This is a genomic window from Kitasatospora sp. NPDC058965, assembly GCF_042741245.1.
Classification (GTDB): Bacteria; Actinomycetota; Actinomycetes; order Streptomycetales; family Streptomycetaceae; genus Kitasatospora.
This window is the reverse complement of the sequence record NZ_JBHYKG010000020.1, coordinates 1-25,741: the sequence shown is the minus strand read 5'-3', so window position 1 is coordinate 25,741 and position 25,741 is coordinate 1. Positions and strand designations below refer to the sequence as shown.

The 25,741-nt window shown below is 74.2% G+C and carries 14 protein-coding genes; 7 read left to right on the top strand and 7 right to left on the bottom strand.

The genetic code is table 11. The features are described from left to right. Positions 1 to 60: 60 nt before the first annotated feature. From ACFW1A_RS05920 to ACFW1A_RS05905, 4 genes are read left to right on the top strand one after another with little or no spacing between them, the layout of a single operon-like run. A complete protein-coding gene (locus ACFW1A_RS05920; RefSeq protein WP_380404814.1) occupies positions 61 to 2,514 on the top strand; it encodes a nitrate- and nitrite sensing domain-containing protein in 2,454 nt (817 codons plus the stop codon). Next, positions 2,511 to 2,918, top strand: a complete 408-nt coding sequence (locus tag ACFW1A_RS05915; protein ID WP_380404811.1) for a roadblock/LC7 domain-containing protein — start codon at positions 2,511 to 2,513, stop codon at positions 2,916 to 2,918. The genes ACFW1A_RS05920 and ACFW1A_RS05915 overlap by 4 nt, the downstream gene beginning before the upstream one ends. Continuing rightward, positions 2,915 to 3,310, top strand: coding sequence for a DUF742 domain-containing protein (locus tag ACFW1A_RS05910; RefSeq protein WP_380404809.1), 396 nt, complete (start codon positions 2,915 to 2,917; stop codon positions 3,308 to 3,310). Before ACFW1A_RS05915 ends, ACFW1A_RS05910 begins: the two co-directional genes overlap by 4 nt. Then, complete coding sequence (locus tag ACFW1A_RS05905; RefSeq protein WP_380404806.1) at positions 3,310 to 3,873, top strand: ATP/GTP-binding protein; 564 nt, start codon at positions 3,310 to 3,312, stop codon at positions 3,871 to 3,873. Before ACFW1A_RS05910 ends, ACFW1A_RS05905 begins: the two co-directional genes overlap by 1 nt. Positions 3,874 to 3,909: 36 nt before the next feature. Here the strand turns inward: ACFW1A_RS05905 and ACFW1A_RS05900 are convergent, their stop codons facing one another. Continuing rightward, positions 3,910 to 4,653: a G1 family glutamic endopeptidase gene (locus ACFW1A_RS05900; protein ID WP_380404803.1), complete on the bottom strand. Its 744-nt coding sequence runs from the start codon at positions 4,651 to 4,653 to the stop codon at positions 3,910 to 3,912. A gap of 286 nt (positions 4,654 to 4,939) precedes the next feature. Here ACFW1A_RS05900 and ACFW1A_RS05895 point away from each other — a divergent pair, with 286 nt between their 5' ends. After that, complete coding sequence (locus tag ACFW1A_RS05895) at positions 4,940 to 6,664, top strand: putative Ig domain-containing protein (RefSeq protein ID WP_380404800.1); 1,725 nt, start codon at positions 4,940 to 4,942, stop codon at positions 6,662 to 6,664. A 72-nt stretch (positions 6,665 to 6,736) separates the two neighbouring features. Here ACFW1A_RS05895 and fahA read toward each other — a convergent pair whose 3' ends face one another. From fahA to ACFW1A_RS05865, 6 genes are all read right to left on the bottom strand, one after another. Then, the gene (gene fahA / locus ACFW1A_RS05890) at positions 6,737 to 7,939 is read right to left on the bottom strand and encodes a fumarylacetoacetase (protein WP_380404797.1); all 1,203 of its coding nucleotides are present in this window, start codon (positions 7,937 to 7,939) and stop codon (positions 6,737 to 6,739) included. Further along, positions 7,936 to 9,156: a homogentisate 1,2-dioxygenase gene (locus ACFW1A_RS05885; RefSeq protein WP_380404795.1), complete on the bottom strand. Its 1,221-nt coding sequence runs from the start codon at positions 9,154 to 9,156 to the stop codon at positions 7,936 to 7,938. The genes fahA and ACFW1A_RS05885 overlap by 4 nt, the downstream gene beginning before the upstream one ends. Positions 9,157 to 9,356: 200 nt before the next feature. Further along, positions 9,357 to 12,557: an amino acid adenylation domain-containing protein gene (locus tag ACFW1A_RS05880; protein ID WP_380404792.1), complete on the bottom strand. Its 3,201-nt coding sequence runs from the start codon at positions 12,555 to 12,557 to the stop codon at positions 9,357 to 9,359. Beyond that, positions 12,554 to 18,037: an amino acid adenylation domain-containing protein gene (locus ACFW1A_RS05875; protein WP_380404789.1), complete on the bottom strand. Its 5,484-nt coding sequence runs from the start codon at positions 18,035 to 18,037 to the stop codon at positions 12,554 to 12,556. The genes ACFW1A_RS05880 and ACFW1A_RS05875 overlap by 4 nt, the downstream gene beginning before the upstream one ends. Beyond that, on the bottom strand, positions 18,034 to 21,081 hold the full coding sequence (locus ACFW1A_RS05870) for an amino acid adenylation domain-containing protein (RefSeq protein WP_380404786.1): 3,048 nt from the start codon (positions 21,079 to 21,081) through the stop codon (positions 18,034 to 18,036). Before ACFW1A_RS05870 ends, ACFW1A_RS05875 begins: the two co-directional genes overlap by 4 nt. Next, positions 21,074 to 22,612 carry a condensation domain-containing protein gene (locus ACFW1A_RS05865; protein ID WP_380404783.1) on the bottom strand — a complete coding sequence of 513 codons (1,539 nt, stop codon included), beginning with the start codon at positions 22,610 to 22,612 and terminating at the stop codon, positions 21,074 to 21,076. Before ACFW1A_RS05865 ends, ACFW1A_RS05870 begins: the two co-directional genes overlap by 8 nt. 212 nt (positions 22,613 to 22,824) lie before the next feature. Between ACFW1A_RS05865 and ACFW1A_RS05860 the strand changes: the two genes are divergently transcribed. Both ACFW1A_RS05860 and ACFW1A_RS05855 read left to right on the top strand, forming a co-directional pair. After that, positions 22,825 to 24,378 (top strand): class I adenylate-forming enzyme family protein, encoded by a 1,554-nt coding sequence (locus tag ACFW1A_RS05860; protein WP_380404780.1) that lies wholly within the window; start codon positions 22,825 to 22,827, stop codon positions 24,376 to 24,378. Continuing rightward, positions 24,378 to 25,741: condensation domain-containing protein (locus tag ACFW1A_RS05855; RefSeq protein ID WP_380404777.1), on the top strand; the 1,364-nt coding region annotated here is incomplete at its 3' end. The genes ACFW1A_RS05860 and ACFW1A_RS05855, both read left to right, overlap by 1 nt.

The window sequence follows — 25,741 nt, the reverse complement described above, 5'->3', positions numbered from 1 at the left end:
TGCCTCGTGGTCACGCGGTATGACTAGTATCACTCCGTCAAAGGTCGTACCACAGACGGCGTGTCGGCCCCGGCCGTCGTCCCTCACGAGGAGAATGCCCTGCGCACGCGTAGAGCCTCCAGGCTGAGCACCACCAAGGCGCGCCGCCCGCGCCTGACCCTGCGGACCGCACTGTTGGTCCTGGCGATCGTCCCCAGCGTGGCCCTGGCCGCGCTCTGGGGCATCACCACCACGCAGACGCTGACGGACTACCAACGGCAGGCGGCACAAGGCCTGCTGTTCGAAAAGGCCGGTCAGCCATCGAACACTGTGTACTACAACCTCCAGGAGGAGCGTCGGCTCACTGCCGAGCAACTGGCTCGCCCGGGCACCGTCACCGAGGCCCTCGCGCACCAGCGCAAGCTCACCGACGACGCGGTGCACAACTTCCTGCAGGCCTCCGCCATCTCCGTCGGCGAGGCGCCCACCGACGTCATGTCGGCCCTGGGCAAGGCCCGGCAGGCGTTGACCGAGCTGTCGCAGCGGCGTGCCGCGGTCGACCAGAACCAGGTCGACCAGGAGACCGCGTTCACCTACTACTCCGGGCTGATCGAGGTCGACCTCAACCTGTTCGCCGCGCTCAGCCACGTGGACAACGGCGAGGTCGGCTACCTCTCCCGGACCCTGGTGGCGGAGTTCTGGGCCACCGAGATGGTCTCCCGCGAGGACGCACTGCTGACCCGCGGCTGGCCCACCGGCAAGCTGCCGGCGGCCGAACTGCCACGCCTGCAGGGTGAGATCAGTGTCCAGGGCTACCTCTACGTCGAGCAGATGCAGCCCTACCTGCCCGCCGACGAGGGGTCAGCGGCGCAGCGCCTGACGAGCAGCCAGGCCTGGCAGACCAAGTCCCAGGTGGAGGGTGCACTGCTGCGCCCCTCCGCGCCCGACGCCTCGGGCCAGATCCCGCTGCCGGCGGTACAGGAGAAGTGGCGACCGGCGATCGACTCGGTGCTGCAGCAGTTGAACTCCCTGGTGCAGACCCGCACCGAGCGGGTGCTGTCAACCCAGCGTGCAGCGACCCAGTCGCTGCTGGTCAAGCTGCTGGTGACCAGCGCCGTGGGCCTGCTCGCGGTGGTCGTGGTCGTCCTCACCAGCTGGCGGCTGACCCGCTCGCTGCGGCGCCGGATCATGGAGCTGCACCACCGGGCCGGCGAGCTGGAGCGGACCCTGCCCGAGGTGGTGGACCGGCTCGCCGGTGGCGAGCAGGTGGCCGTCGAGGCGGACGAGATCAGCAGTGACTCGGCCCGCCCGGACGGCGACGAGCTGACCCGGCTCGCCCAGGCGCTCACCCTGGCCCGGTCCAGCGCCATCGGCGCCGCCGTGCGCCAGGCCGAGCAGCACCGCGGCTTCGAGAAGCTGCTGCAGCGCATCGCCCGCCGCACCCAGCTGCTGATCGGCCTGCAGCTGAAGACGCTGGACGAGATGGAGCGCAAGCACGAGGACCCGGAGGTGCTGGAGGGCCTGTTCGACCTGGACCACCTCACCGCCCGCCTGCGGCGCTACGAGGAGAACCTGGTCATCCTGGCCGGCGGCCAGCCGCAGCGCCGCTGGCGCCGCCCGGTGCCGCTGCTGGACGTGCTGCGCGCCGCCCAGGGCGAGGTGCAGGACTACCGGCGGATCCTGCTGGACGTCGAGGGCACCCCGTGGCTGAACGAGCGCGCGGTCGGCCCGGTGGTGCACGTGCTCGCCGAGCTGATGGAGAACGCGGCCGCGTTCTCCAAGCCGCCCACCCCGGTGGAGGTGCGCGCGGCCATGGTCGGGCGCGGCCTGGCGGTGGAGATCGAGGACCGCGGGCTGGGCATGGAGTCCGGCCAGTACGACGCGGCCAACGACCTGATGCGCCGCCCGCCCCGACTGGACGTGTTGGCCCAGGCCGACGACATCCGGCTCGGCCTCTACGTGGTCGCCCGGCTGGCGACCGCGCTGGACCTGAAGGTGGAGTTCCGCCCGTCCTCGTTCGGCGGCACCCGCGCGGTGGTGCTGATCCCGGGCGAGCTGGTCACCAACGCCCCGCTGCCCGCCGAGCCGGTGGCCGCGGTGCTGACCGGCGACGGCGACCCGCTGCCGGCCCGGACCCGGGGCCGCGCGCTGGCCGACCTGCCCGCGCCCCTGATGGAGGTCCCGGTGCCCCAGCAGCAGCCGCCCGTCATACCGGCCCAGCCCGGTGCCGTACCGGTCCAGCCCGGTGCCGCCCGTCCGTCCTGGGCCCGCTACGGCGAGCCGCTGGAGCACGGCACCGCCGACCTCGAACCCCCGCTGCCGCAGCGGGTGCGCCAGGCCAGCCTGGCCGCCGAGCTGCGCACCCCGGAGCCCGAGGCGGCGCCCGCACCCAGCGGCGACGCCCCGGCCCGGTACCGCTCCGGCGCCACCATCGGTGCCTTCCAGCGCCGCTCCCGAGCGGCCCGATTCGGCGACTTCGGCGACGAGACCGCCGAGCTGCACCCCCCCATCCCGACGACCGAGGACCAGTCATGACGCGCACCACCGCCACCCACCAGGACCTGGACTGGCTGCTGGACGGACTTGTCGGGTCGGTGGCCGGAACCAGACACGCGGTCCTGCTCTCCGACGACGGTCTGGTGGTCAGCCACTCGCGCAACATCGACCGGGCCGACGCCGAGCGGCTGGCCGCGGTGGCCACCGGCCAGCAGAGCCTGGCCCGCGGGGTCGGCACGCTGTTCCACGGCGGCGCGGTGCACCAGGTGATCGTCGAGCTGGCCGAGCTGTGGCTGTTCGTCACCGCGGCCGGCCAGGGCACCCACCTGGCGGTGATCGCCTCCCAGGAGGTGGACGCCGAGATGATGTCGCTGGCCATGCACACGCTGGTCCAGCAGGTCGGCCAGAAGCTGGGGACCGAGATCCGGAGCGCGGTCGGGTGAGCGGCCACTGGAGCGAACGGGCGGCGGAGGAGGACGACGGCGCGGAGAGCATGGTCCGCCCGTACACCATCACCCGCGGCCGCACCGCGCCGGAGCGTGACGACCTCACCCTGATCACGGTGCTGACCACCTCGCAGGAGGGGCTGGAGGCCGCCGGTCGGCGGCTCCAGCCCGAGCACCGGCTGATCCTGCAGCGCTGCCGGCGCCCGGCCGCGGTGGCCGAGCTCTCGGCCGACCTGGACCTGCCGGTCTCGGTCACCAAGATCCTGTTGGGCGACCTGATCGCCCAGGGCCTGCTGCTGGCCCGAGCCCCGCTGGCGGTGGCCAGGGTCAGCGGCGGCCCCGACCTCGCCCTGCTGGCCGCTGTACGGGACGGACTGCGGAGACTGTGATGACGAACGATCAGACCGCGCCGGCGGCCGTCAAGATCCTGATCGCCGGCGGCTTCGGGGTGGGCAAGACCACCCTGGTCGGCTCGGTCAGCGAGGTCGCCCCGCTGCGCACCGAGGAGTACCTGACCCGGGCCAGCGTCGGGGTGGACTCGCTGGACGGGGTGGACGCCAAGGACACCACCACGGTGGCCCTGGACTTCGGCCGGATCACCATCAGCAACGAGCTGGTGGTGTACCTGTTCGGCACCCCGGGCCAGGAGCGGTTCTGGTTCATGTGGAACGACCTGGTGAACGGTGTGCTGGGCGGCGTGGTGATCGCGGACACCCGGCGGCTGGACACCAGCTTCGCCTCGATCGACTTCTTCGAGAGCCGGGGGGTGCCGTTCGTGGTCGCGATCAACTGCTTCGAGGGCGTCAACACCCGTTCGGCCGCGGAGATCCGCGCGGCGCTCGACCTGGACCAGCAGGTCCCGCTGCTGATCGGGGACGTGCGCACCCGCAGCTTCGGCCGGGACGTGCTGCTGGCCCTGGTCGACCACCTGATGACCCCGGCGCTGGTCTGAGGACCGGCGCCGGGTCCCGCTGACGGCGGCTCGGCCTCAGCTGTGCTGCCAAGCGGCCGTGAAGTCGGTGCCGCCGGTCAGCGGGGAGACCGTGACCAGGGTGGTGCCTCCCCTGGCCATGGTGATCTGCTCGGGGGCGAAGCTGCCCAGCGGGTGGCCGTCGGCGGTGGCCGCGGTGAACCCGACGGTGCCGAAGTCGGTCAGCGGCAGCGGGCCGGCGAGCGTGGAGGGGGCCTCGGCCACCACCTCGGCCGAGGCCAACCGGGCGTTGCGCAGGGTGCGGTGCACCGTGTGGCTCCAGCCCTTCGTGGTGTCGCTGAGCACCAGGGTGAACGAGCCCCTGGTGCCGGCGGTCACCGAGGCGGTGAAGTGGTCCCCGGCGTCCACCGGGTCGTTGTAGTTCACCGGGTAGGCCGGGTACATCTCGTACCAGGAGTAGTACTGCGGCCGACCGCTGGAGCAGTCCACCTCGCTGCCGGTCTGCTCCACCGAGTTGCTGCCGTCGCCGTCCAGGCCGACCCAGAAGCTGGACCAGGTGTCCTGGGCGGTGCAGTGCGCGGTGGGCTGGATCCAGCTGGCCGACACGCTGGTGAACTGGTGGCCGGTGGCGGCGTAGCCGGACCAGTTGCTGCTGGTGCCGTGGGTCAGGCCGGTCTCGTCCGGGTGCGGCGAGGTGCGGATCAGCGGGGCGTGCACGGGGGCGGGCGCGGCCACGGCCGGGGCGGCGCCGGCGAGTACGGCCGCGAGGGCGGTGGCCAGCGTCAGGTGCCGGCGGATCATGGGGACTCCCAGGTGGGGACAAGGGATTGACGGATTGTCGCCAACGCTAGGCCAGGTCTGATGATCCGACAGTGCGATGATCGTCCGAATTATCCGTACTTCACTCGATTGGCTGATACGGGATCAGTTCGACGTGTTCCGTTCAAGCTCTCGTTGCCCGATGCTGGGGTCATCCGATGCCGGCGCCCCCCATGCTGCTCTCGGCATCGAACCTACGCGCGTAGCTGTCCCGCGGCTACGCGCGTAGCAAGGTCCTCCGATCCCCACAGCACGAGGAGACTGACGGATGATCACCACTCGCAGGACCGGCCGGCTGCGGCCGGTGCTGGCCGGCGCGGCCGCCCTGGTCGCGCTGGGCGCGCTGAGCGCCGGCCAGGCCGGCGCCGCCCCCACCGCCGCGAACGGGAGCGCCGCCCCGGCCGCCACCGCGGCCAAGCACCGGGTGCTCTTCGACGCGGCCCACGCGGAGACGGCCGGCAACGCCGACTGGATCATCAGCACCAGCGAGCCCGACCCGCTGGCCCAGAACGCCGCCCCGCAGTCCGAGGCCGACTGGACCGGGGCCATCTCGGCCTGGGGCGTCGCGCTGCAGAAGACCGGCAACTACAGCCTCAAGACGCTGCCCGCCGGCAACGCGATCAGCTACGGCACCGGCGGTGCGCTGGACCTCGCCAACTTCGACGAGTTCGTGCTCCCCGAGCCGAACATCCGGCTCACCGACTCCGAGAAGACCGCCCTCATGCAGTTCGTGCAGAACGGCGGCGGCCTCTTCCTCATCTCGGACCACACCGGCAGCGACCGCAACAACGACGGCTGGGACTCGCCGGCCATCATCAACGACCTGCTGACCACCAACTCGGTCGACAGCAGCGACCCGTTCGGCTTCTCGGTCGACCTGCTCAACATCACCACCGACAACCCGCGGGCGATCAGCGACAGCACCGACCCGGTGCTCAACGGGCCCTACGGCACGGTGACCGGCTCGATCCTGCGCAACGGCACCACCTTCACCCTGAAGCCGGCCGACAACCCGGCGGTCAAGGGCATCGTCTACCGCACCGGCTACAGCGGGAACACCGGCGCGTTCTTCGTGACCAGCAGCTTCGGCAAGGGCCGGGTGGCGATCTGGGGCGACAGCTCGACCATCGACGACGGCACCGGCGAGTCCGGCAAGACCGTGTACAACGGCTGGGACGACCCGGCCGGCACCGACGCCGCGCTCGCCCTCAACGCCACCGAGTGGCTGGTCGGCGGTGGCGGCACCGGCAGCACCGGCTCGGTCGCGGTGACCAACCCGGGCAGCCAGACCGGCACCGTGGGCACCGCCGCCTCGCTGCAGCTGCACGCCACCGACTCGGCCGGCGGCACGCTGAGCTACAGCGCGACCGGCCTGCCGGCCGGCCTGTCGATCAACGGCTCGACCGGCGCGGTCTCCGGCACCCCGACCGCGGCCGGCACCTCCTCGGTCACGGTGACCGCGACCGACTCGACCGGCCCGGCCGGCTCGGCGAGCTTCACCTGGACGGTGAACCCGGCGGGCGGCGGCACCGGCTGCACCGCGGCCCAGCTGCTGGGCAACCCCGGCTTCGAGACCGGCACCGCCTCGCCGTGGACCGCCTCGTCCGGCGTGGTCAGCAACTCGACCGGCGAGCCGGCCCACGGCGGCAGCTGGGACGCCTGGCTGGACGGCTACGGCTCGGCCACCACCGACACGCTCTCCCAGACCGTCTCGGTGCCGGCCGGCTGCAGCAGCTACAAGCTGACCTTCTGGCTGCACGTCGACACCGCCGAGACCAGCACCACCACCGCCTACGACAAGCTGGTCCTCACCGCCAACGGCACCACCGTCGGCAGCTGGTCCAACCTCAACCACAACACCGGCTACGCCCAGAAGACCGTCGACCTGTCGGCCTACGCCGGCAAGTCGGTCACGCTGACCTTCACCGGCACCGAGGACTACCAGAAGCAGACCTCGTTCGTCATCGACGACACCGCGCTCACCGTCGGCTGACGCACCGCCACCGACCGCACGCCGGCCCGCCCCGCAGTCCGCGGGGCGGGCCGACGCGTCGTCGGGCCGGGCTCAGCCGCGGACGGTGCCGCTGACCTCGCCGAAGCCGATCCGCACCCCGTCCGGGCCCGGCGCCGAGGCGGTGATCCGCACCGTGTCGCCGTCCTGCAGGAAGGTCCGGTCGGTGCCGTCGGCCAGCACGATCGGATCCCGGCCGTTCCAGGTCAGCTCGATCAGCGAGCCGCGCTGGTCGACCCCGGCCCCCGAGACGGTCCCCGAGCCGTACAGGTCGCCGGTGCGCAGCGAGGCGCCGTTGGCCGTGGTATGCGCCAGCATCTGGGCCGGCGACCAGTACATCCCGGCGTACGGCGGGCGGGAGACCAGCTCGCCGTTGAGCTCCACCGCCAGCGACACGTCCAGACCCCAGGGCTCCTTCTCCACCAGGTAGGGCAGCGGCTGCGGGTCCTGCACCGGGGTGGCCGTGCGGGCCGCGGCCAGGGCCGCCAGCGGCACCACCCAGGGCGAGATCGAGGTGGCGAAGGACTTGCCGAGGAACGGGCCGAGCGGCACGTACTCCCAGGCCTGCACGTCCCGGGCGCTCCAGTCGTTCAGCAGCACCACGCCGAAGACGTGCTGGGCGAAGTCGTCCACCGCGACCGGCTCGCCGAGCGCCGAGCCGGCGCCGACCACGAAGCCCAGCTCGGCCTCGATGTCCAGGCGGGCCGACGGGCCGAAGACCGGCACCGGGTCCTGCGGGCCCTTGCGCTGGCCGCTCGGGCGGCGGATCCCGGTGCCGGAGACCACGACGGTGCCGGACCGGCCGTGGTAGCCGACCGGCAGGTGCTTCCAGTTGGGCAGCAGCGCCGCGCCGTCCGGGCGGAAGATCCGGCCCAGGTTGGTGGCGTGCTCCTCGGAGGCGTAGAAGTCGACGTAGTCGGCGACCTCCACCGGCAGGTGCAGGGTCACCCGGTCCTGGCGGTACAGGTTGGCCTCGACCAGGCGGCGTTCCTCCTCGCCGGTGAGCAGCCCGGTGACCCGCTCGCGCACGTAGGCCCACTCGCGCGGTCCGCGGCGCATGAACCGGTTGAGCGAGCCGGTGGCCAGGTCGGCGCCGAGCGGCGTGCCGGCCCAGACCGCCGAGAGGTCCAGCACCTGCTCGCCGATCGCCACGCCCACCCGCGGCTCGCGCCCCGGCGGCGAGAAGACCCCGTAGGGCAGGTTCTGCACCGGGAAGTCCGAGCCGTCGGGCACCGGGACCCAGGTCTGCACCGTCACTTCGCCCCACCGTCCTGCGGGCCGCGCCCGCTCCAGCTCCACGCGTACTTGCCGTCGTCGCTCGCCCGGCCGCCCTCGGCGACCTCCAGCGGGCGGAAGGTGTCCACCATCACCGCGAGCTCGTCGAAGAACTCGGCCCCGATCGAGCGCTCGTAGGCGCCCGGCTGCGGGCCGTGGGTGTGCCCGCCCGGGTGCAGCGAGACCGAGCCCTGGCCGATCCCGGAGCCCTTGCGCGCCTCGTAGTTGCCGCCGCAGTAGAACATCACCTCGTCGCTGTCCACGTTCGAGTGGTAGTACGGCACCGGGATCGACAGCGGGTGGTAGTCCACCTTGCGCGGCACGAAGTTGCAGATCACGAAGTTGGTGCCCTCGAAGACCTGGTGGACCGGCGGCGGCTGGTGGATCCGGCCGGTGATCGGCTCGTAGTCGGCGATGTTGAAGGCGTACGGGTAGAGGCAGCCGTCCCAGCCCACCACGTCGAACGGGTGGGTCGGGGTGACGAGGACGGTGCCCGCCAGGCCCGCGGCGCCGTGGCCGCGGTGCTTGACGTAGATGTCGACGTCGCCGTCGTCCTCGACCAGCAGCGGGCCCTGCGGACCGCGCAGGTCGCGCTCGCAGAACGGCGCGTGCTCCAGCAGCTGGCCGTACCGGGACAGGTAGCGGCGGGCCGGGGTGATGTGGCTGTTGGCCTCGATCGCGTACAGCCGCAGCGGCTCGTCGCCACCGGGCACCCAGCGGTGGGTGGTGGCCCGGGGCAGGATCACGTAGTCGCCCTGACCGACCGTCAGGGTGCCGAAGACGGTCTCCACGGTGCCGGCGCCGGACTCCACGTAGACGCACTCGTCGCCCACGGCGTTGCGGTAGAGCGGCGAGGGCCGGCCGCAGGCGGCGTAGCCGATCCGCACGTCGGCGTTGGCGAGCACGGTGCGGCGCCCGCGCACCGCGTCGGTCTGGCGCCACTGCTCGCCCGGGAAGAGGTCGTGCAGCTTGAAGTGGAAGGGCTTGAGCGGGTGGTTGGGCTCCGGCTTGCCCTCCGGCAGTGCCCACACCCGGCTGTCCACCAGGGCGGACGGGATGGCGCGGTGGTAGAGCAGCGAGGAGTCGGAGGAGAAGCCCTCCTCGCCCATCAGCTCCTCGTAGTAGAGGCCGCCGGCCTCGTTGCGGTGCTGGGTGTGCCGCTTGGGCGGCACCGTGCCCACGGTCCGGTAGTACGCCATCTGCGCCTCCTGAGCGACTGCGGCCCTGGACTGCGCCGGCCAGGGCGGTCCGCCCGGGGGTGGGGGCGGCCCGGAACCCATCCCAGGGCGGGTGCCCCGGCATGTCAAGGACCCGCCGGGGGGGCGGAGCCCCCGAGGCGGGTCCTCGAACTGGGGAAACGGGACGGTTCGGCCCTGCTCGGCGGGTCGCGGCCGGGGCTTCAGTCCAGCAGGCGCTCGACCTCCTGCTCGCTCAGCCCGTCGATCTCGGCGATCAGGAGTTCCTCGACCCGGGCGGCCAGGGACTCCAGGGTGGGCTGTTCGAAGACGTCGCGGACCTGGATCTCCAGGCCGGCGGCGGCACGCAGGCGGGCGGCGACGCGGGTGACCAGGAGCGAGTCGCCGCCCAGGGCGAAGAAGTCGTCCAGGGCGCCTGCCCGCGGGACGCCGAGCACGTCCTGCCAGATGCCCGCGACCAGGGACTCGGCGTCGGTCCGGGGGCAGACGTACGCGCGCGCGGCGGGGGCGTCGGGGCCCGGGTCGGGAAGGGCGGCGCGGTCGAGCTTGCCGTTCGGGGTGAGAGGCAGGGCGTCGAGCACCGCGTAGCCGGTCGGGACCAGGTAGGCGGGGAGCCGGTCGGCGAGGTGGGCCCGCACGGCGGACACGTCCACCGCCGCCCCCGCGCGGGGTACCAGGTAGGCCACCAGTCGCGCACCGTCCCGGACCACCACGGCGACGCGGGAGAGCACCGGGTGGGCGGTGAGCGCGGCTTCGACCTCGCCGGGTTCGATCCGGCGTCCGTGCAGCTTGACCTGGTCGTCGGCCCGTCCGAGGAACTCCAGCTGTCCGTCGGTCCGCCAGCGGACCAGGTCGCCGGTGCGGTACATCCGGCCCGTGCCCGCGAACGGGTCGTCGCGGAAGCTCGCCGCGGTGAGTTCCGGGCGGCCGTGGTAGCCAACCGCCAACCCCGCACCGCCGACGACGAGTTCACCCTCGAAGCCGAGCGGCACCAGCCGCTGCTCCGGGTCCAGCACGTAGCACCGGACCCCGGGCAGCGGTCGGCCCAGCGGCGGCGGGCCGACGGTGCCGGCCCCGCCCGGCTCCGCGCTGGTCACGATCACCGTGGCCTCGGTGGGCCCGTAGGTGTTCACCAGTCGGACCGCGTCGCCGTGCATCGCGCGCCAAGCCGCCACTGACCCTGCCGACAGTTCCGAGCCGCCCAGGACCACCAGCCGCAGCGCGGCCGGCCAGTCCAGCTCCGCCCCCAGACCGACCAGTTCGCTCCAGTACGCGGTCGGCAGGTCGAGCACGGTGACGGCGGCGGCCGCCGGGGTGCGCAGGAAGTCCGGCAGCATCCGGCCACCGTCCGGCAGCAGCACGCAGCGCGCGCCGACCGAGAGGGCGGGCCACAGCTCCTCGGCGTGGGTGTCGAAGCCGATCGAGGCGAACTGCACGATCCGGTCGTCCGGCCCGAGGCCGTACCCGTCGGGACCGGCCATCCAGGCCACCCGGGCCGCCAGGGCGGCGTGGTCGACCAGGACGCCCTTGGGCCGTCCGGTGGAGCCGGAGGTGTGCAGCAGGTAGGCGGGGGAGCCCGGGGCGACGGCAGGCAGCGGGTCCGCCGAACCGGCCGGCCACTGCTCCGGCAGCCTCAGCACCGGCACGCCCAACTCCGTGGCCTGCTCGTCGCCGGCCGCGGCCAGCACCAGCTGCGCCCCGCTGTCGGCGAGCAGGAGGCGCAGCCGCTCGGCCGGGTACGCGGTGTCCAGCGGCTGGTACCCGGCCCCCGCCTTCCAGACCGCCAGCATGGCGGTGACCAGGTCGAAGGACGGTCCCAGCCGGACCCCGATCAGTTGGCCCGGCCGTGCGGCGAGCCGTTCGGCCAGCAGCGCGGAGCGCCTGTCGAGTTCGCCGTAGGAGAGGGTCCGGCCCGCGCACTCCAGCGCCACCGCGTCCGGCGCAGCAGCCACCATCGAGGCGAACCGCTCCAGCGCCGTGGGCAGTTCGGCGGGCAGCGCAGGCCCCTGGCCGAGTGTGAGCAGCCGCTCCCGCTCGGCCGCGGGGAGCAGCAGCGAGCCGTGCAACGGCAGCAGCGGATCGTCGACCACCTGCCGCAGCAGTTCCTCGTACCGCTCGGCGGTGGCGTCGACGGTGGCCCGGTCGAACAGCTCCGCGTCGAAGCAGAACGATCCGACCAGCCCACCCTCGCCGTGCCGCCACAGGTCCAGCAGCAGGTCGAACTTGGCCTGTACGTAGCCGGAGTCGGCGGCAGGCTGCAGGTCCACTCCGCTGATCGGGTCCGCCGCCGCTCCGGTGGCCAGGTCGTTCTGGCTCTGCAGCACGAAGAGGGTCTGGAAGAGCGGCGGTCGGCGCGCCGAGCGTGGCAGTCCGAGTTCGGGGACCAGCCGCTCGACCGGCACGTCCTGGTGCCCGAAGGCGCCCAGCACGGCCGAGCGGACCCGGCGCAGTACGGTGCGGAAGTCCGGCTCGCCGTCCTCCGGGCCCGGTGACAGGTCGGCCCGGACCACCACCGTCTTGCTGAAGTAACCGATCAGCGACTCGTGTTCGACCTTGGTGCGGCCGGCCAGCGGGGTGCCCACGGCGAAGTCGCGCCGACCGGACCAGCGGGAGAGCAGCACCTGGTAGGCGGCGAGCAGCACCATGAACGGGGTGCAACGCTCCTGCCGGGCGAGCTTCTCGACGGCGGCCAGCAGTTCGGGCCCGATCCGGACCCTGCTGAACGCCGCCCGGTGGGCCGGGCGGGGTGGCCGGGCGCGGTCCAGCGGCAGTTCCAGCGGGGCGAGGCCGGCCAGCGCCTGGCGCCAGTGGGCGAACTCCCGCTCGGCCTCCGGCCCGGCCAGCCGCTCCCGCTCGGCGACCGCGTAGTCGCCGAAACTGCCTTTCAGTTCGAGCAGTTCGGGCTCGGACCCGGCCAGCTCGGCCCGGTAGCAGGCGAGCAGCTCGTGCCAGATCAGGCTCGCGGACCAGCCGTCGGCCACGATGTGATGCAGCGTCAGGCAGACCAGCTGGTCGTCCGGACCCAGTCGGAGCACCGAGGCACGCAGCAGGGGGGCGGTGGCCAGGTCGAAGGGCGCGTTGACCCGTTCCCCGGCGGCCGCCGCCGCGAGCCGGTCCACCTGCTCGGCCGGGGCGCCCGCCGGCACCGGGACGTCGGCCGACTCCAGGTCGAGCCGCAGTGACGGTTCGACGACCTGCACCGGTTCCTCGTCGACCAGCTCGAACCGGGTGCGCAGCGCCTCGTGCCGGTCGACCAGGCGGTTCAGTGCGGCGGTCAGTGCGGTGACGGCGAGCGGCCCGCGCCAGCGCCAGGCGAGGTACATGTTGTAGCTCGCGTCGGCCGGGTCGAGCTGCTGGAGGAACCAGAGGCGGCGCTGTTCGACCGTCAGGGGGTAGCGGGTCACTCGGCACCTCGTTCGGGGGTTCGGTTGTGCAGGATCTCCAGGCCGACCAGCTCGTCCGAGGTCGCGTCCGGCACCTCGCGGTCGAACCGGGCCAGCCGCGGCACCCGCAGCGCGACCAGCGCGAGCAGCGCGATGGCCAGGCCGAACAGCAGGTAGAGCAGGCCGATGCCGCGGCCCGCGCCGGTGCCGATCAGGCGGCCGAAGGTCGCTGCGAGCGCCCCGCCGCGGTCCATGAGCGGCTGCAGCAGCCGGGGGCCGAACGGTGCGACCACGGCGAAGCCGACCGGCAGCGTGGACCAGGCGATCATGGTGTTGACGGCGATCACCCGGCCGTGGAAGCGCAGTGGCACCTTGGTCTGGATGATCGTCGCGTAGACGCCGTTGACCAGCGCCAGCCCGTACGCCATGCCGAACGCCCCGCAGGCGACCAGGGGGAGCGAGGGCCGCAGGCCGGTGAGCAGGCAGGCCAGCGCCAGGCCGAGGGTGGAGAGCAGCACACCGCGCAGCCGCTGTCGGCGCGGTCCGCCCCAGACCAGCAGGGTGAGCCCGCCGCAGACCGCGCCGGCGCCGCCGGCCATCGCCACCCAGCCGGTGCCGGCCAGGCGGTCGAAGGAGAGAACCAGCGGGGTGATGAGCAGGAAGAGCGGGGAGAGGAAGATGTTCAGCACCGCGAAGAAGCACAGCATCGCCCGGAACTGCGGGCTGCCGAGCGAGAGCCGGAAGCCGGCCCGGATCTCGGCGGACACCGACTCGCGACGGGTCCACGGCAGCGCGGTCGGGAACCGGACCAGCAGCACCACGCCGACCGCCACCAGGTAGCTGACCACGTCGAAGGCGAGGATCCCGCCCAGACCCACGGCCGCCAGCAGGCCGACCGCGAACAGCGGCACCAGGAACTGGGCGAACCCGAAGGCCAGCTGTACCACGCCGTTGGCCCGGCCCAGGTAGCGCTTGGGCACCAGTTGCGGCACTGCCGACCCCCAGGCGAACCGTTGGAAGGTCAGCGCCACCGAGAGGACGGAGATCAGCGGGTAGACCTCCCAGACCGCGAGGCGGTGGCTGAGCGCCAGCACCAGCGTCACGGCCTGGGTGGCCCCGGCGGCCAGGTCGCCCAGCAGCATGATCCGGCGCCGGTCGCCCCGGTCGACCACGGTGCCGGCCAGCGGTGCCGCCACGATCCCGGGTACCAGGGCGAAAGCGGCGAGCAGGCCGAAGTGGGCCAGCGAGCCGGTCTTCAGGTAGATCCAGATCGGCAGGGCGAACTCGGTCAGCGCCGAGCCGATCATCGACACCTGCTGGCCGGAGGCGACGGCGAGGAAGCGGGCCATGCTGGGCCGGACCCGGTCGCCCCGGGCCTCGGACGCCGCGGCGTCCCGGGAGACCGCCTCCAGCCACCAGGTGGACCCCTCGGCCCGCCGGTGGCGCGACTCGGCCCGCTCGGCGACGGCCGTGTGCACCCCGGTCACCACTGCGGCCAACTCCTCGGCCCGGTGGCGCAGGTAGAAGTGTCCGGCCTCGGCCAGCACCACCAGGGCGGCGGTGTCGGTGATCCGGTGCCATTCGCGGAACCGCTCCTGGTGGAACTCGGTGGCCGGGTCGCGCTGCCCGCAGACGGCGATCACCGGTGCGTTCAGCCGTCCGCCCTCGGTCTCGTACAGCTCGGTGAAGTACCGTTCCGCCTCCTTGGTGCCGGCCCGGCGGTTGTGCACGATCAGGCGCAGCTGCTCGGCCGTCACGTCCTCGGTGTCCAGGCCGGCCGCGGCCAGCGCGTTGATCGCGCCCTGGTCGCTGCGCAGCTTCTCGGCCAGCTCGGACCACCGTTCGCCGATCGCCGCCCCGCGCCCGCGCGGGCGGGCGAACGGGAAGATGCCGCCCAGGTAGACGGCCGCCACCTCGCGGCCGGCCGCCTCGACCCGGCGGGCGATCTCCACGCACAGCTGGACGCCCAACCCGCAGTGCCCGTAGAGGACGACCTCGCCCTCGACGTCCTCGAGGATCTCCTGGGCGCAGCGGGCCGCGACCTCCTCGGGCGGCATCGACTCCTCGCCCAGCTCGTGGCCGGGCACCGCGAGCGAGTGCAGCGCCCAGTCCGCGGGCAGTGCGTCGGCGAGCGGTTTGTAGATGAGCGCACTGCCGCCGCCGTACGGGGCGCAGACCACGCTCGCGGTGGTCCGGACCCGTTGCGGGGTGAGCCGGTGCAGCAGCCCCTGCGGTCCCCGATCGGCCGTCGGATCGCTGATCAGCAGTGCGAGCCGACGCACCGTCGGGAACCGGAACAGATCCATCACACCGACCGGGGTCGGCAGGTCGGGGTAGGCGCGGCGCAGCCGGGCGACCACCTGGGTGGCGAGCAGCGAGTGGCCGCCGAGCTCGAAGAAGTCGTCCAGTGCGCCGACCCGGGCCACCTCCAGGAGTTCGGCGAAGACGGCCGCGACCCGGGTTTCCGCGTCGCCCTCCGGCGGCACGAACTCCCCTGCGCCCGTGGCCTCCGCGGGCTCCGGAAGCGCCTTGCGGTCCACCTTGCCGTGCGCCTGCAGCGGCAGCCGGTCCAGCCAGACGAACCGGGCCGGGACCATGTAGTCGGGCAGCAGCTCGAGCAGGTGGGTCCGGACCGCGGCCGGCGCGGGCGGCTCGCCGCCGCCCGGCCGCTCCAGGTAGCCGACCAGCTGCTGTCGCAGGCCCTCGCCCCGGCTGACCACCACTGCCTGGGTGACGCCCGGCAGTTCGGCCAGCGCGGCCTCGATCTCGCCGGGCTCCACCCGGTAGCCGCGGACCTTGATCTGGTCGTCGGCCCGGCCCAGGTACTCCAGCGTGCCTCCCCCAGCCTCCGACCGGGGGGACCCCCATGGCCGCCAGCGGGCCAGGTCCCCGGTGCGGTACAGGCGCCCGCCGCCGTCGGGGGCGTCCAGGAACCGCTCGGCGGTCAGGTCGGGCCGGCCCAGGTAGCCGCGGGCCAGGCGGTCACCGCCCAGGTACAGCTCGCCGGTGACGCCCGGCGGCACCGGGCGCAGCCGCCGGTCCAGCACCTGGCAGCGGGCGCCCGCCAGCGGCGTGCCGATCGGGGTGCTGCCGGGGCCGCAGGCGGCGGTGACCTCGAAGACGGTCACGCCGACGGTCGCCTCGGTCGGGCCGTAGTGGTTGAACACGGCGCACCGGCCCCGCGCGGCCAGCTCGGCTGCCCAGGACCAACTGGAGGCCTCACCGCCGAGCACCAGGGCCCGACGGGGGAGCAGCCGCTCGACCGGAGCGTCCGCGGTGAGCGCGGCCAGGTGCGAGGGCGTCATCTTCAGGTAGTCCAGCCCCAGGGCCTCGACCTGGTCGGCCAGTTCGGCTCCGGAGCTGCGGCGCTCCAGCAGGTGGACGGTGCCGCCGGTGGTGAGCGCCAGGTAGAGCATGGTCAGGCTGAAGTCGAAGGCGAGCGACTGCGGCAGGCCGTACCGGGCACCCGGCTCGATCCGCAGCCGCTCCCGGACGCCGGCCAGGTAGTTGAGGATCTGGCGGTGCTGGACCGCGACGCCCTTCGGCTTGCCGGTCGAGCCGGAGGTGTAGATCACGTAGGCGAGGTCGTCCGGGCCGGAGAGCTCTGCCAGCGGGGTGGCGCCGGTCGCCGGGTCGACGGTGCCCAGCAGCAGCACGGGGCCCGCGTAGTCGGGGAAGCGCCCGCGCAGCGCCGTGTCGGTGACCAGGACCCGCACCCCGGCGTCCTCGACCAGGTGGGCGAGTCGGGCCGGCGGCTGCTCGGGGTCCAGCGGCAGGTAGGCGCCGCCCGCCTTCAGCACGCCCACCAGGGCGGCGGCCAGCTGCGGGGACTGCTCCAGGCAGACCGCCACCCGGTCGTCCGGTCCGACTCCGAGTCCGCGCAGCCGGTGGGCCAGCGCGGTGGCCCACCGGTCGAGTTGGCGGTAGGTCAGCTCTTCGTCGGCGAAGACCAGCGCCGCCCGGTCCGGTGCCGCGGCCGCGCTGCGGGCCAGTGCCCCGGTCAGCGTCGCGGGTCCGTCGGCGGGCAGGGCGGGACCGTCCTGCCACTCGGCAAGCTCCTGCTGCTCCCGTGCGGTGAGCAGGGGCAGGTCGTCCACCGGTCGGTCCGGGTCGGCCAGTGCCGCGTCCAACAGCAGCTCGAAGCGCTCGGCGAGGCGCACGACGGTGGCCCGGTCGAACAGGTCGGTGCGGTAGGTGAACAGCCCGTGCAGGCCGTCCGCTTCCTCGCCCAGGTACAGCGCCAGGTCGAAGTGGGTGGAGGCGGCGGCGTAGTGGAAGGCCTCGGTACGCCCCGGCGGGGTGGCGGGGGTGCGTTCGCCGTAGTTCTGGAAGGCGAAGGTGGTCTGGAACACCGCCGAGCGGCTGACGTCGCGCACCACGTCCAGATCGGCCACGATCTGCTCGAACGGGACCTCCTGGTGCGCGTACGCGTCCAGCGTGGCCTCGCGCACCCGGCTGAGCAGCCGGCCGAAGCCCACACCCTCCTCCACCCGGGACCGGATCGGCAGCATGTTGACGAAGGAGCCGACCACGCCTTCGAGTTCACGGTGCAGTCGGCCCGCCACCGGGGAGCCGACCGCGAAGTCCCGCTGCCCGCCGTACCGGGCCAGCAGCGCCTGGTACCCGGCGAGCACCGTCATGTAGGTGGAGGCGCCGTACGCCCGGGCCACCTCGGCGATCCGGTCGGTGAGCCGACGGTCCCAGTGGAAGGCGTGCGCGGCGCCCTCGAAGGTCAGCACCGGCGGGCGCGGCCGGTCGGACGGCAGGTCGAGGGCGGGCACGTCGGCCAGCGCGGTGCGCCAGTACTCCCGGTCGGCGGCGAGTTCGCCGCCCGCCAGCCGGTCCCGCTGCCAGCACGCGTAATCGCCGAACTGGACGGGCAGCGGCGGCAGCTGGGCCGGCGCCCCGTCCGCGTGCCCGGCGTACAGCGCATCCAGCTCGCGCTGCAGGAGGTCCACCGACCAGCCGTCGGCCACGATGTGGTGCAGGACCAGTGCCAGCACGTGCTCCTCGGCTCCGAGGCGCAGCAGCAGGACGCGCAGCAGCGGCCCGGCGGCGAGGTCGAAGGGTTCGGCCGCCCGGGCGGAGATCAGCTCCGCGGCCCGGGTGGCCGGGGCGGCCGCCCCGGTCAGATCGGTGAACTCCGCAGTGACCGGCCAGGGTTCGGCGACCCTGACCTCGGCGGTGCCGTCCAGGGTGGTGACGAAGGCCATCCGCAGCGCCTCGTGCCGGGCCACCAGGTCCGTCAGTGCGGCGTCCAGCGCCGCGCGGTCCAACGGGCCGTGCAGCCGGCGGGCCGGGGCCAGCGCGTAGGCGGAGCCGCCGGGCGCGAACTGCTCCATGAACCAGAGCCGCTCCTGCCCGCTGGACAGCGGTGGCACAGTGCCGGCCGGGCGGGCCGGGACCACCTGGACGGGGGCCGCCCGGCCGCGCAGGCGCTGGGAGAGCAGGGCGCGCCTGGTCGGCGACCAGTCGGCCGGCTGCGGTCCGGTCCCGGTCATGCGCCCACCTCCAGGTAGTCCGCCAGGCCGTGGATGGTCGGGGCGTCGAAGAAGACGTGCAGCGGGAGTTCGGTGCCGAGCCGGTCCAGGGCGCGGGCGGCGATCCGGGCCATGGTGAGGGAGTGGCCGCCGAGGTCGAAGAGGTCCTCGTCGGGGCCGATCGCGGCCACCCCCAGCACCTCGCACCAGATCTCGTGCAGCACGGCCGCCACCCCGGAGTACTCGGTCGCGGCCGTCGGCACGGCCACCCGGGCGGGCGCCGGCAGGGCGGCCCGGTCCAGCTTGCCGTTCGGCGTGGTGGGCAGCTCGGCCAGCACCAGCACCGTCTGCGGCACCGCGTACCCCGGCAGCGCCTCGACCAGCCGGTTCCGCAACAGCTCCGGGTCCGCACTGCCCGTCACGTACCCGACCAGCACCTCCCCGTGCAGTGCGACCGCCGCCTGCCGGACCCCGGGGGCGGCCAGCAGCGCCGCCTCCACCTCGCCCAGTTCCACCCGGTGGCCGCGCACCTTGACCTGGTGGTCACGGCGCCCGAGGAACTCCAGCGTGCCGTCGGTCCGGTACCGCACCAGGTCCCCGGTCCGGTACATCCGCGCTTCCGGGGACGGGTCCCACGGGTCCGGCACGAAGCGCTGCGCCGTCAGGTCCGGGTTGCCCAGGTACCCGAGCGCCACGCCCGCCCCACCGATCACCAGCTCGCCGGGCACCCCCGCGGGGCTCAGTCCGCCCTGCGGGTCCAGCACCCGCAGCCTGGTCCCGGGCAGCGGTCCGCCCAGCGAGACCGAAGCCGGTGCCACAGGGACCTCCCAGCAGCTCGACCAGATGGTGGTCTCGGTCGGGCCGTACATGTTGAACAGCCGCGCCGCCCGCGCGCGCAGGTCACGGGCCAGCGGCAGCGGCAGCGCCTCGCCGCCGACCAGGGCCACCGGGACCTCGGGCAGGCCGCCGGCCAGCAGCAGCTGCCAGCCGGTCGGGGTGGCCTGGACGTGCGTCACCGCGTGGGCCCGGACGAGGTCGCACAGGGCCGTGCCGTCCCCGGCCGCGCGCTCCCCGGGGACCACCAGCCGACCGCCGGTGCTCAGCGGCAGGTACATCTCCAGGCCGGAGATGTCGAAGGAGACCGAGGTCAGCCCGAGCCAGCACCCGGCCCCGCCGGCCCCGCCGACCAGCGAGCCGGTGGCGTCGAGGAACGCGGCCAGCGCCTGGTGGCTCACCATCACGCCCTTGGGACGCCCGGTGGAGCCCGAGGTGTAGATGACGTAGGCGGCATCGTCCAGTCCGGGCAGCGCGTCCGTGCCGGGTGCGGACCGCGGGTCCAGCAGCACGCGCCGCGCGGTGGCGGTGGCCGGCAGCAGGGGCGCCGAACCGGCCGTGACGAGCACGCAGCAGGCTCCCGCGTCGTCCAGCGCCAGGGTGGTCCGCTCGGCGGCGTGCTTCGGGTCCAGCGGCAGGTAGCTCGCGCCGGCCCGCCACACCCCCAGCAGTGCCGCGATCAGCTCCGTCGAGCGCTCCACGAACACCCCGACCACGTCGCCGGGCCGCACCCCGGCCGCCTGCAGCTGCCCGGCGAAGCGCCCGCTCAGCTCCGCCAACTCGGCGTAGGAGACCTCCCCGCCGGCCCAGTTGACCGCCACCGCGGTCGGGGTGCGGTCAGCGGCCGACAGGAACCGGGCCACTGTGCTCTCCCGGGGACGGGTCAGTGGCGCCCCCTCGCCACGCAGCAGCAGCTCGTCCCGCTCGTCACGCGGCAGCAGCTCCGCCTCGAACACCGACCGGTCCGGCTCTGCCAGCAGCGCCTGGAGCAGCGTCAGGTAGCGCTCCAGCAGGCGCTCGGCCGTCCGCGGGGTGAACAGCGCGGCCGCGTAGCTGAGGTGGAGTTCGGCCCGCCCTTCCTCGCGCCAGACCTCCAGCGCCAGGTCGCACTTGGCCTGTGCGTACTCGAGGTGGAACACCTCGCTCGCGCCGCCCTCCGGAGCCAGCGGGCTGGCCTGGGTGTGCTGGAGCGCGAACATCGCCTGGAACAGTGGGGTCCGGGACCGGTCGCGGGCCACGTCAAGGGCGGTCAGCAGCTCGGCGAACGGCAACTGCTGGTGCGCGAAGCCGGCCAGTGAGGTGGCCCGGACCCGGTCCACCACCTCGTGGAAGCTCGGCTCCCCGGTCAGATCGGCCCGCAGCGCCACCGTGCTGGCCAGGCAGCCGATCAGCTCCTCGTACTCCACCTTGTTCCGGCCGGCCACCGGCGTGCCGACGCAGAAGTCCCGCTGCCCGCTGTGCCGGGCCAGCAGCACCTGGTAGGCCGCGAGCAGCACCATGAAGGCGGTGGCCCGGTGGGAGCGGGCCACCTTGTCGACCCTGGCGAGCAGTTCACCAGAGAGCTCGGCCCGGTGCAGGCCCCCGGCGGTCTCCCGCACGGCCGCACGCGCCGCGTCCGTGGGCAGCTCCAGGTCCGGTACGCCGGCCAGTGCGCCGCTCCAGTGCGCCAGCGCCTGGCCGGCCGCGGCCCGGCCGGCCGCGCCGCGCTGCTCGGCCACGTACGCGCGGTGCGTGAGGGCCGGCGGTGGCAGCGGACTGGGCTTGCCCTCGGTGAACGCCTGGTAGGCCGCCGCCAGTTCACCGCTGAGCAGCTGCATCGACCAGCCGTCCACCGCGATGTGGTGCACCACCAGGCAGAGCACGTGCTCGGCCGGCCCGACCGCCAGCAGCGCGGCCCGCAGCGGCGCCCCGGCCGCCAGGTCGAAGGGCCTGGCGACCCGCTCGGTCACCAGGCGGTGCAGCAGGTCCCGGTCGCCGTCGGCGACGGTCAGCCGCTCCAGCGGCACCGGTCCCGGTTCGGCGACGAAGGCCCGCGGTACGCCGTCCTGCTCCAGGTAGCGGGTGCGCAGCACCTCGTGCCGGCCGACCACCTCGTCCAGGGCGCGGGCCAGGGCGGCCCGGTCCAGCGGGCCGGTCAGCCGCTGCACCCAGAACACGTTGTACGAGGCGTCGGCGGGATCCAGCCGTTGCAGGAACCAGAGCCGCTCCTGATGGGGGGACAGGTCAAGCACGGGCGCTCTCCTGGGGGCCGGCCGCAGCCACGACCTCGGCGTGGAAGGCCGTGGCGAGGCGGGCGGCGGTGTCGGGGGTGAAGGCGTGGTGGTTGTAGACGACGGCGGCCGACAGCGAACCGTCCGGCCGTTCCTCGCAGATCAGTTCGGGCGTGCTGAGGTCGAGCCCGCCGCCCGGGGTGGGCCAGTCCAGGCCCTGCTGCTCGCGCGGCAGCGGGAAGGGCTCGGAGCGCAGGCCGGGCAGGAACGGGCCGCTGCCCCAGTTCTCGTAGTGGATCCGAGCGGGGTACGGGACCAGCGGCGCGGTCTCGTGGTAGGCGTGGAACTGGTGGGTGGCCGCCGCCAGCGCGGTGGCGCGGACCCGGGCGAGCAGCGCCGGGAAGCCGTCGGCGCCGTCGGCGTCCACCCGCAGCAGCAGCGACTGCACCAGGCAGCCGATCAGCGCGTCGTGCTCGGCGGCGGTGCGTCCGGGCACGGGGGACATCAGCACCAGGTCGGTCCGGCCGGTCCAGTCCACCAGCACCCGGCTCCAGCAGGCGGCCACCGCCATGAACGGGGTGGCGCCCAGCTCGCGGGCGCGCAGCCGCAGGCCGGCCATCAGCTCGGCCGGCAGCTCGAAGGCGTGCCGGCGGCGGGCGAACCGGTCGGTCGGGCGCCGTCCGGGGAACGGTTCCAGGGCGCGCGGCGCTCCGGTGAGCGTCTGCTGCCAGAACTCCCGGTTGCGCTCCCACTGCCGGGCGGTCCAGGCGCAGTAGTCGGCGTGGTCCAGCGCCAGGGGTGGCAGCGGGTCCGGCCGTCCGGCGGCGAACGCCGAGATCAGCAGGCCCAGTTCGCGCAGCAGCACGCCCAGCGACCAGCCGTCGAAGACGAAGTGGTGGACGCTCAGCACCAGGACGGCGTCCGAGGTGTCGAGTCGGATCAGCAGCGCCCGCACCAGCGGGTCGGCGACCAGGTCGCCGACCCGTTCGCGCTCGGCCCGGGCCAGCTCGACGGCGTGGGCCTCGTCCCGGGCCGTCACCAGCTCCAGTTCGGCGGGCAGTTCGGCGGCCGTGCCGAGCCGCAGCGCGCCGTCCGGGGTGCGGGCACGCAGCAGCCGCAGCGGCTCGTGCCGCCGGACGACCGTGTCCAGCGCCCGGCGCAGCAGGCCCGGGGCCAGCGGCTCGCGCAGCCGGATCGCGGTGCTGATCGCGCCCGGGTCGCGCGGCGGCGAGGTCTGCGCCATCCAGTCCAGGAACTCCAGCTGCTGGGTGGTGAGCGGCAGTTCGGGGCCGGTACCGGCGGTGTCCGGGGCAGCGGCCGGGGAGTCGGTGTGCGCGTCGATCCAGGCGGCCTGGCCGGCCAGCACCGGGCGGTCGAAGGCGAGGGTGGCGGTGGCCGGCGCACCGAAGGTGCGCTGTACCTGGGCGGCCAGCTGGTTGGCGCGGAACGAGTCGCCGCCCAGGGCGAAGAAGTCGTCTCGGCGGTCGACCCGGGCCACGCCCAGCAGGCGGCGCCAGAGTCCGGCGAGCGCCCGCTCGGTTGCGGTGTCCAAGTCAACTTCCTTGGGGGCCACGGATGGTGAGTCGGTCATCGGCAGTCCGGGTGGTTGACGGCCGGCGGGTTCCGGCGTGTGCCAGTGAACTGTTACGCATCCGTCCGATCACTGCAAGAGCATGCGGAAACTTTCTGAAACATCTTCCGTCGCAGGTTGCGGCCCTGTTACGTTCCGAGTCCACCCAGACCCCGCCGAACGGAGGGACCCGCATGCCCCGATCCGAACCCCCGCCCACGGTGGTGGCGTTGCTCGCGGCACGGGCCGCCGCGCAACCGGACCGCACGGCGGTGCGCCAGGACGGGCGCGAGCTCGACTTCGGCCGCTGGTGGTCCGAGGCCCGTCGACTGGCCCGGTCGCTGGTGGCCGCCGGCCTGAAGCCGGGTCAGCGGGTGGCCCTGCTGCCCGGCGAGGACTGGCTGCGCCACGCCGTCGACTTCGCCGGGGTGCTGACGGCCGGTGGGGTCGCGCTGCCGCTGTCCGCCGCACTGCCGGCGCGTCAGCTGGCCGAGGCGCTGCGGCGCAACGGCGCGGTCGGGGTGCTGCACGCGCCGGGGCTCACCGTCCCCGCCGGTCCCTGGTGGACCGCCACCGAGCTGCCCGACGCGCCGTCAGCCCTCCCGCTGCCCGACGTCGGTCCGGACGATCCGGCGCAGCTGGTCTGCACCTCCGGCTCCACCGGTGCGCCCAAGGACGTGGCCGCCAGCCACGGCAACCTCTGCCACGGCCGCACCACCCACCCCCGCACCCGCCGCTACGCGCACTCGCAGGCCATGCTGCACGCCTTCCCGATCGGCACCAACGCGGCCCAGATGATGCTGGTCGAGGCGCTCACTGCGCACCCCGTGCTCTGCTGCGCGGGCCCGTTCGAGGCCGGCGCGTTCGCCGACCTGATCGAGCGGGAGCGGATCGGCACCGTCTTCCTGGTCCCGGCCACCGCCGCGGAACTGCTGCGCTCCGGTGCGCTCGGCGGGCGCGAGCTGGGCTCGGTGCAGTTGGTCAGCTCCTCGGCCGCCGCGCTGCCACCGGCGCTGGCAAGGGAGTTGGCGGCCGCCTTCCCGGGGGCGGTGCTGGTCAACTACTACACCTCCACCGAGGCGGTGCCGGCCCAGCTGAGCGTCATCGTCGACCCGTCCCGCCCGGAGGCGCTGGGTCGCCCGGCCGACCCGCGCGACCTGCGGATCGCCGGCCCGGACGGGGCCGAGCTGCCGGTCGGCGAGGTGGGCGAGGTGTGGCTGCGCTCGGACGCGCCGCCCCGGCGGTACGCGGGGGACGCGGTGGCCACCGCGGCCGTGTTCCGGGACGGCTGGGTGCGGATGGGCGACCTCGGGCGGCTGGACCGGGCCGGCTACCTCTACCTGGTCGACCGGGAGAGCGACGTGATCAAGTCCGGCGCGCTCAAGGTCTCCACGCTGCGGATCGAGGCCGCGCTGCTGGAGCACCCGGCGGTGGCCGAGGCGGCGGCGGTCGGGGTGCCGCACCCGGTGATGGGTGCGGTGCCGGCCGCGGTGCTGCGGGCCGACCGGCCGGTGGACCTGGACGAGTTGCGCGACTTCCTGGCCGAGCGGCTGACCCGGGCCGAGCGGCCGGTGCGGCTGCTGCTGGTGGACCGGCTGCCGCGCACCGCCACCGGGAAGCCGGTCAAGCCGGAGGTGCGCCGACTGCTGGCGGCCCCGGCCGCGGCGCCCGTGCCGGAGCCCGAACCCGAGCAGCTCGTCGCCGACCCGTTCGCCCGCCCCTTCCTCCCCACCCCCGAGGACTTCTGATGGACGTCAACCTCGCGCAGAGCGGCATCTGGTTCACCGAGCGGCTCGGCGGCCTCGGCACCGTCTACTCGATGCCCTTCGCGGTCACCTTCCACGGCCCGCTGGACGAGCCCGCGCTGCTGGCCGCGGTGCGCACCGTCGTCGACCGCCACCCGGTGCTGGCCGGCGCGGTCCGCGAGCAGGACGGGCTGCCCCGCCTGGTGCCCGCCGAACTGCCGCCCCAGCCGGTCACCGTGGACCTGACCGGCACGCCCGAGCTGCAGGCCAAGCACGAACAGGCGGAGATCCTGCGCCCGTTCGACCTGGAGCGCGGCCCGCTGCTGCGCTGCACCCTCTACCGCACCGCCGCCGACCGGCACCGCCTGCTGGTGGTGGTCCACCACCTGGCCTTCGACGGCCAGTCCACCTCACTCTTCCTGACCGAGCTGGCTGCCGCCTACGCCGGAGTCGAACTGCCGGCGCTGCCCTGGCCGGAGGACCCGCAGGACCAGCACGAGCGGGTCGCCGAGGCACTGGCCGGCGCCCGCGCGTTCTGGAAGCAGCAGTGGAGCGAGCCGGCCGAGGTGCGACTTCCCGGCCTGCGCGGCGCCCCGCGCACCGCCGGGCCGGGCGAGTGCGTGGCCTTCACGGCGGACCCCCGGCTGCGCACCGCGGTCGAGCGCCTGGGGGTCAGCACCTTCCGCTTCACGCTCGCCAGTTGGCTGGTGCTGCTGCGCCGCTACGGCAACCCGGACCCGGTCCTCGGCGTGGACTTCGGTACCCGCACCCCCGAGCAGGCGCCGCTGATCGGCGCGCACGTCAACGAGCTCCCGGTCGGGCAGGCGCCGCGCCTCGACGGGTCCTTCCGGGAGTTCGTGGACGCGCTGGTCGACGGCCAGGGCCTGCGCCGGGACCTGCGCGGCGTGTTCCGCTACCGCGAGGTGCCGCTCTCCCGGGCCGTCGCGGGGGTGCGCCCGGCCGTGGCGCTGGCACCGGTGACCCTCGGGTACCGGCGCCGGGCGGCGGACCCGGTCTTCCCCGGGCTGCGGGTCGAGGTGGACTGGGCGCTGCCCAACGCGACCTCCCGCGGCGCGCTGCGGATCCACCAGGTGGACGGTCCGGAGGGCTTGCGGACCATGCTGCAGTACGACCCCGGCCGGCTGGACCGTGCGGACGTGGAGCGGATCGCCCGGCACTGGCAGCGGCTCGCCCTGGTGCTGGCCGAACAGCCCGACGCCCCGCTGGGCGAGCTGGAGTTCGCGCCCGAGGAGGCCGAGCAGGAGCGCCGCTGGAACGCCACGGCGGCGGCCCGCCCGGCCGCCACGCTGCCCGACCTCTTCGCCGCCCGGGCCGCGGCCGCCCCGCAGGCCGTCGCGGTCGGCGG

Coding starts and splice junctions, on each gene's coding strand:
- ACFW1A_RS05915 (WP_380404811.1), top strand. CDS start 2,511: ATGACGCGCACCACCGCCACCCACCAGGACCTGGACTGGCTGCTGGAC.
- ACFW1A_RS05905 (WP_380404806.1), top strand. CDS start 3,310: ATGACGAACGATCAGACCGCGCCGGCGGCCGTCAAGATCCTGATCGCC.
- ACFW1A_RS05900 (WP_380404803.1), bottom strand. CDS start 4,653: ATGATCCGCCGGCACCTGACGCTGGCCACCGCCCTCGCGGCCGTACTC.
- ACFW1A_RS05895 (WP_380404800.1), top strand. CDS start 4,940: ATGATCACCACTCGCAGGACCGGCCGGCTGCGGCCGGTGCTGGCCGGC.
- ACFW1A_RS05885 (WP_380404795.1), bottom strand. CDS start 9,156: ATGGCGTACTACCGGACCGTGGGCACGGTGCCGCCCAAGCGGCACACC.
- ACFW1A_RS05875 (WP_380404789.1), bottom strand. CDS start 18,037: ATGACCGGGACCGGACCGCAGCCGGCCGACTGGTCGCCGACCAGGCGC.
- ACFW1A_RS05860 (WP_380404780.1), top strand. CDS start 22,825: ATGCCCCGATCCGAACCCCCGCCCACGGTGGTGGCGTTGCTCGCGGCA.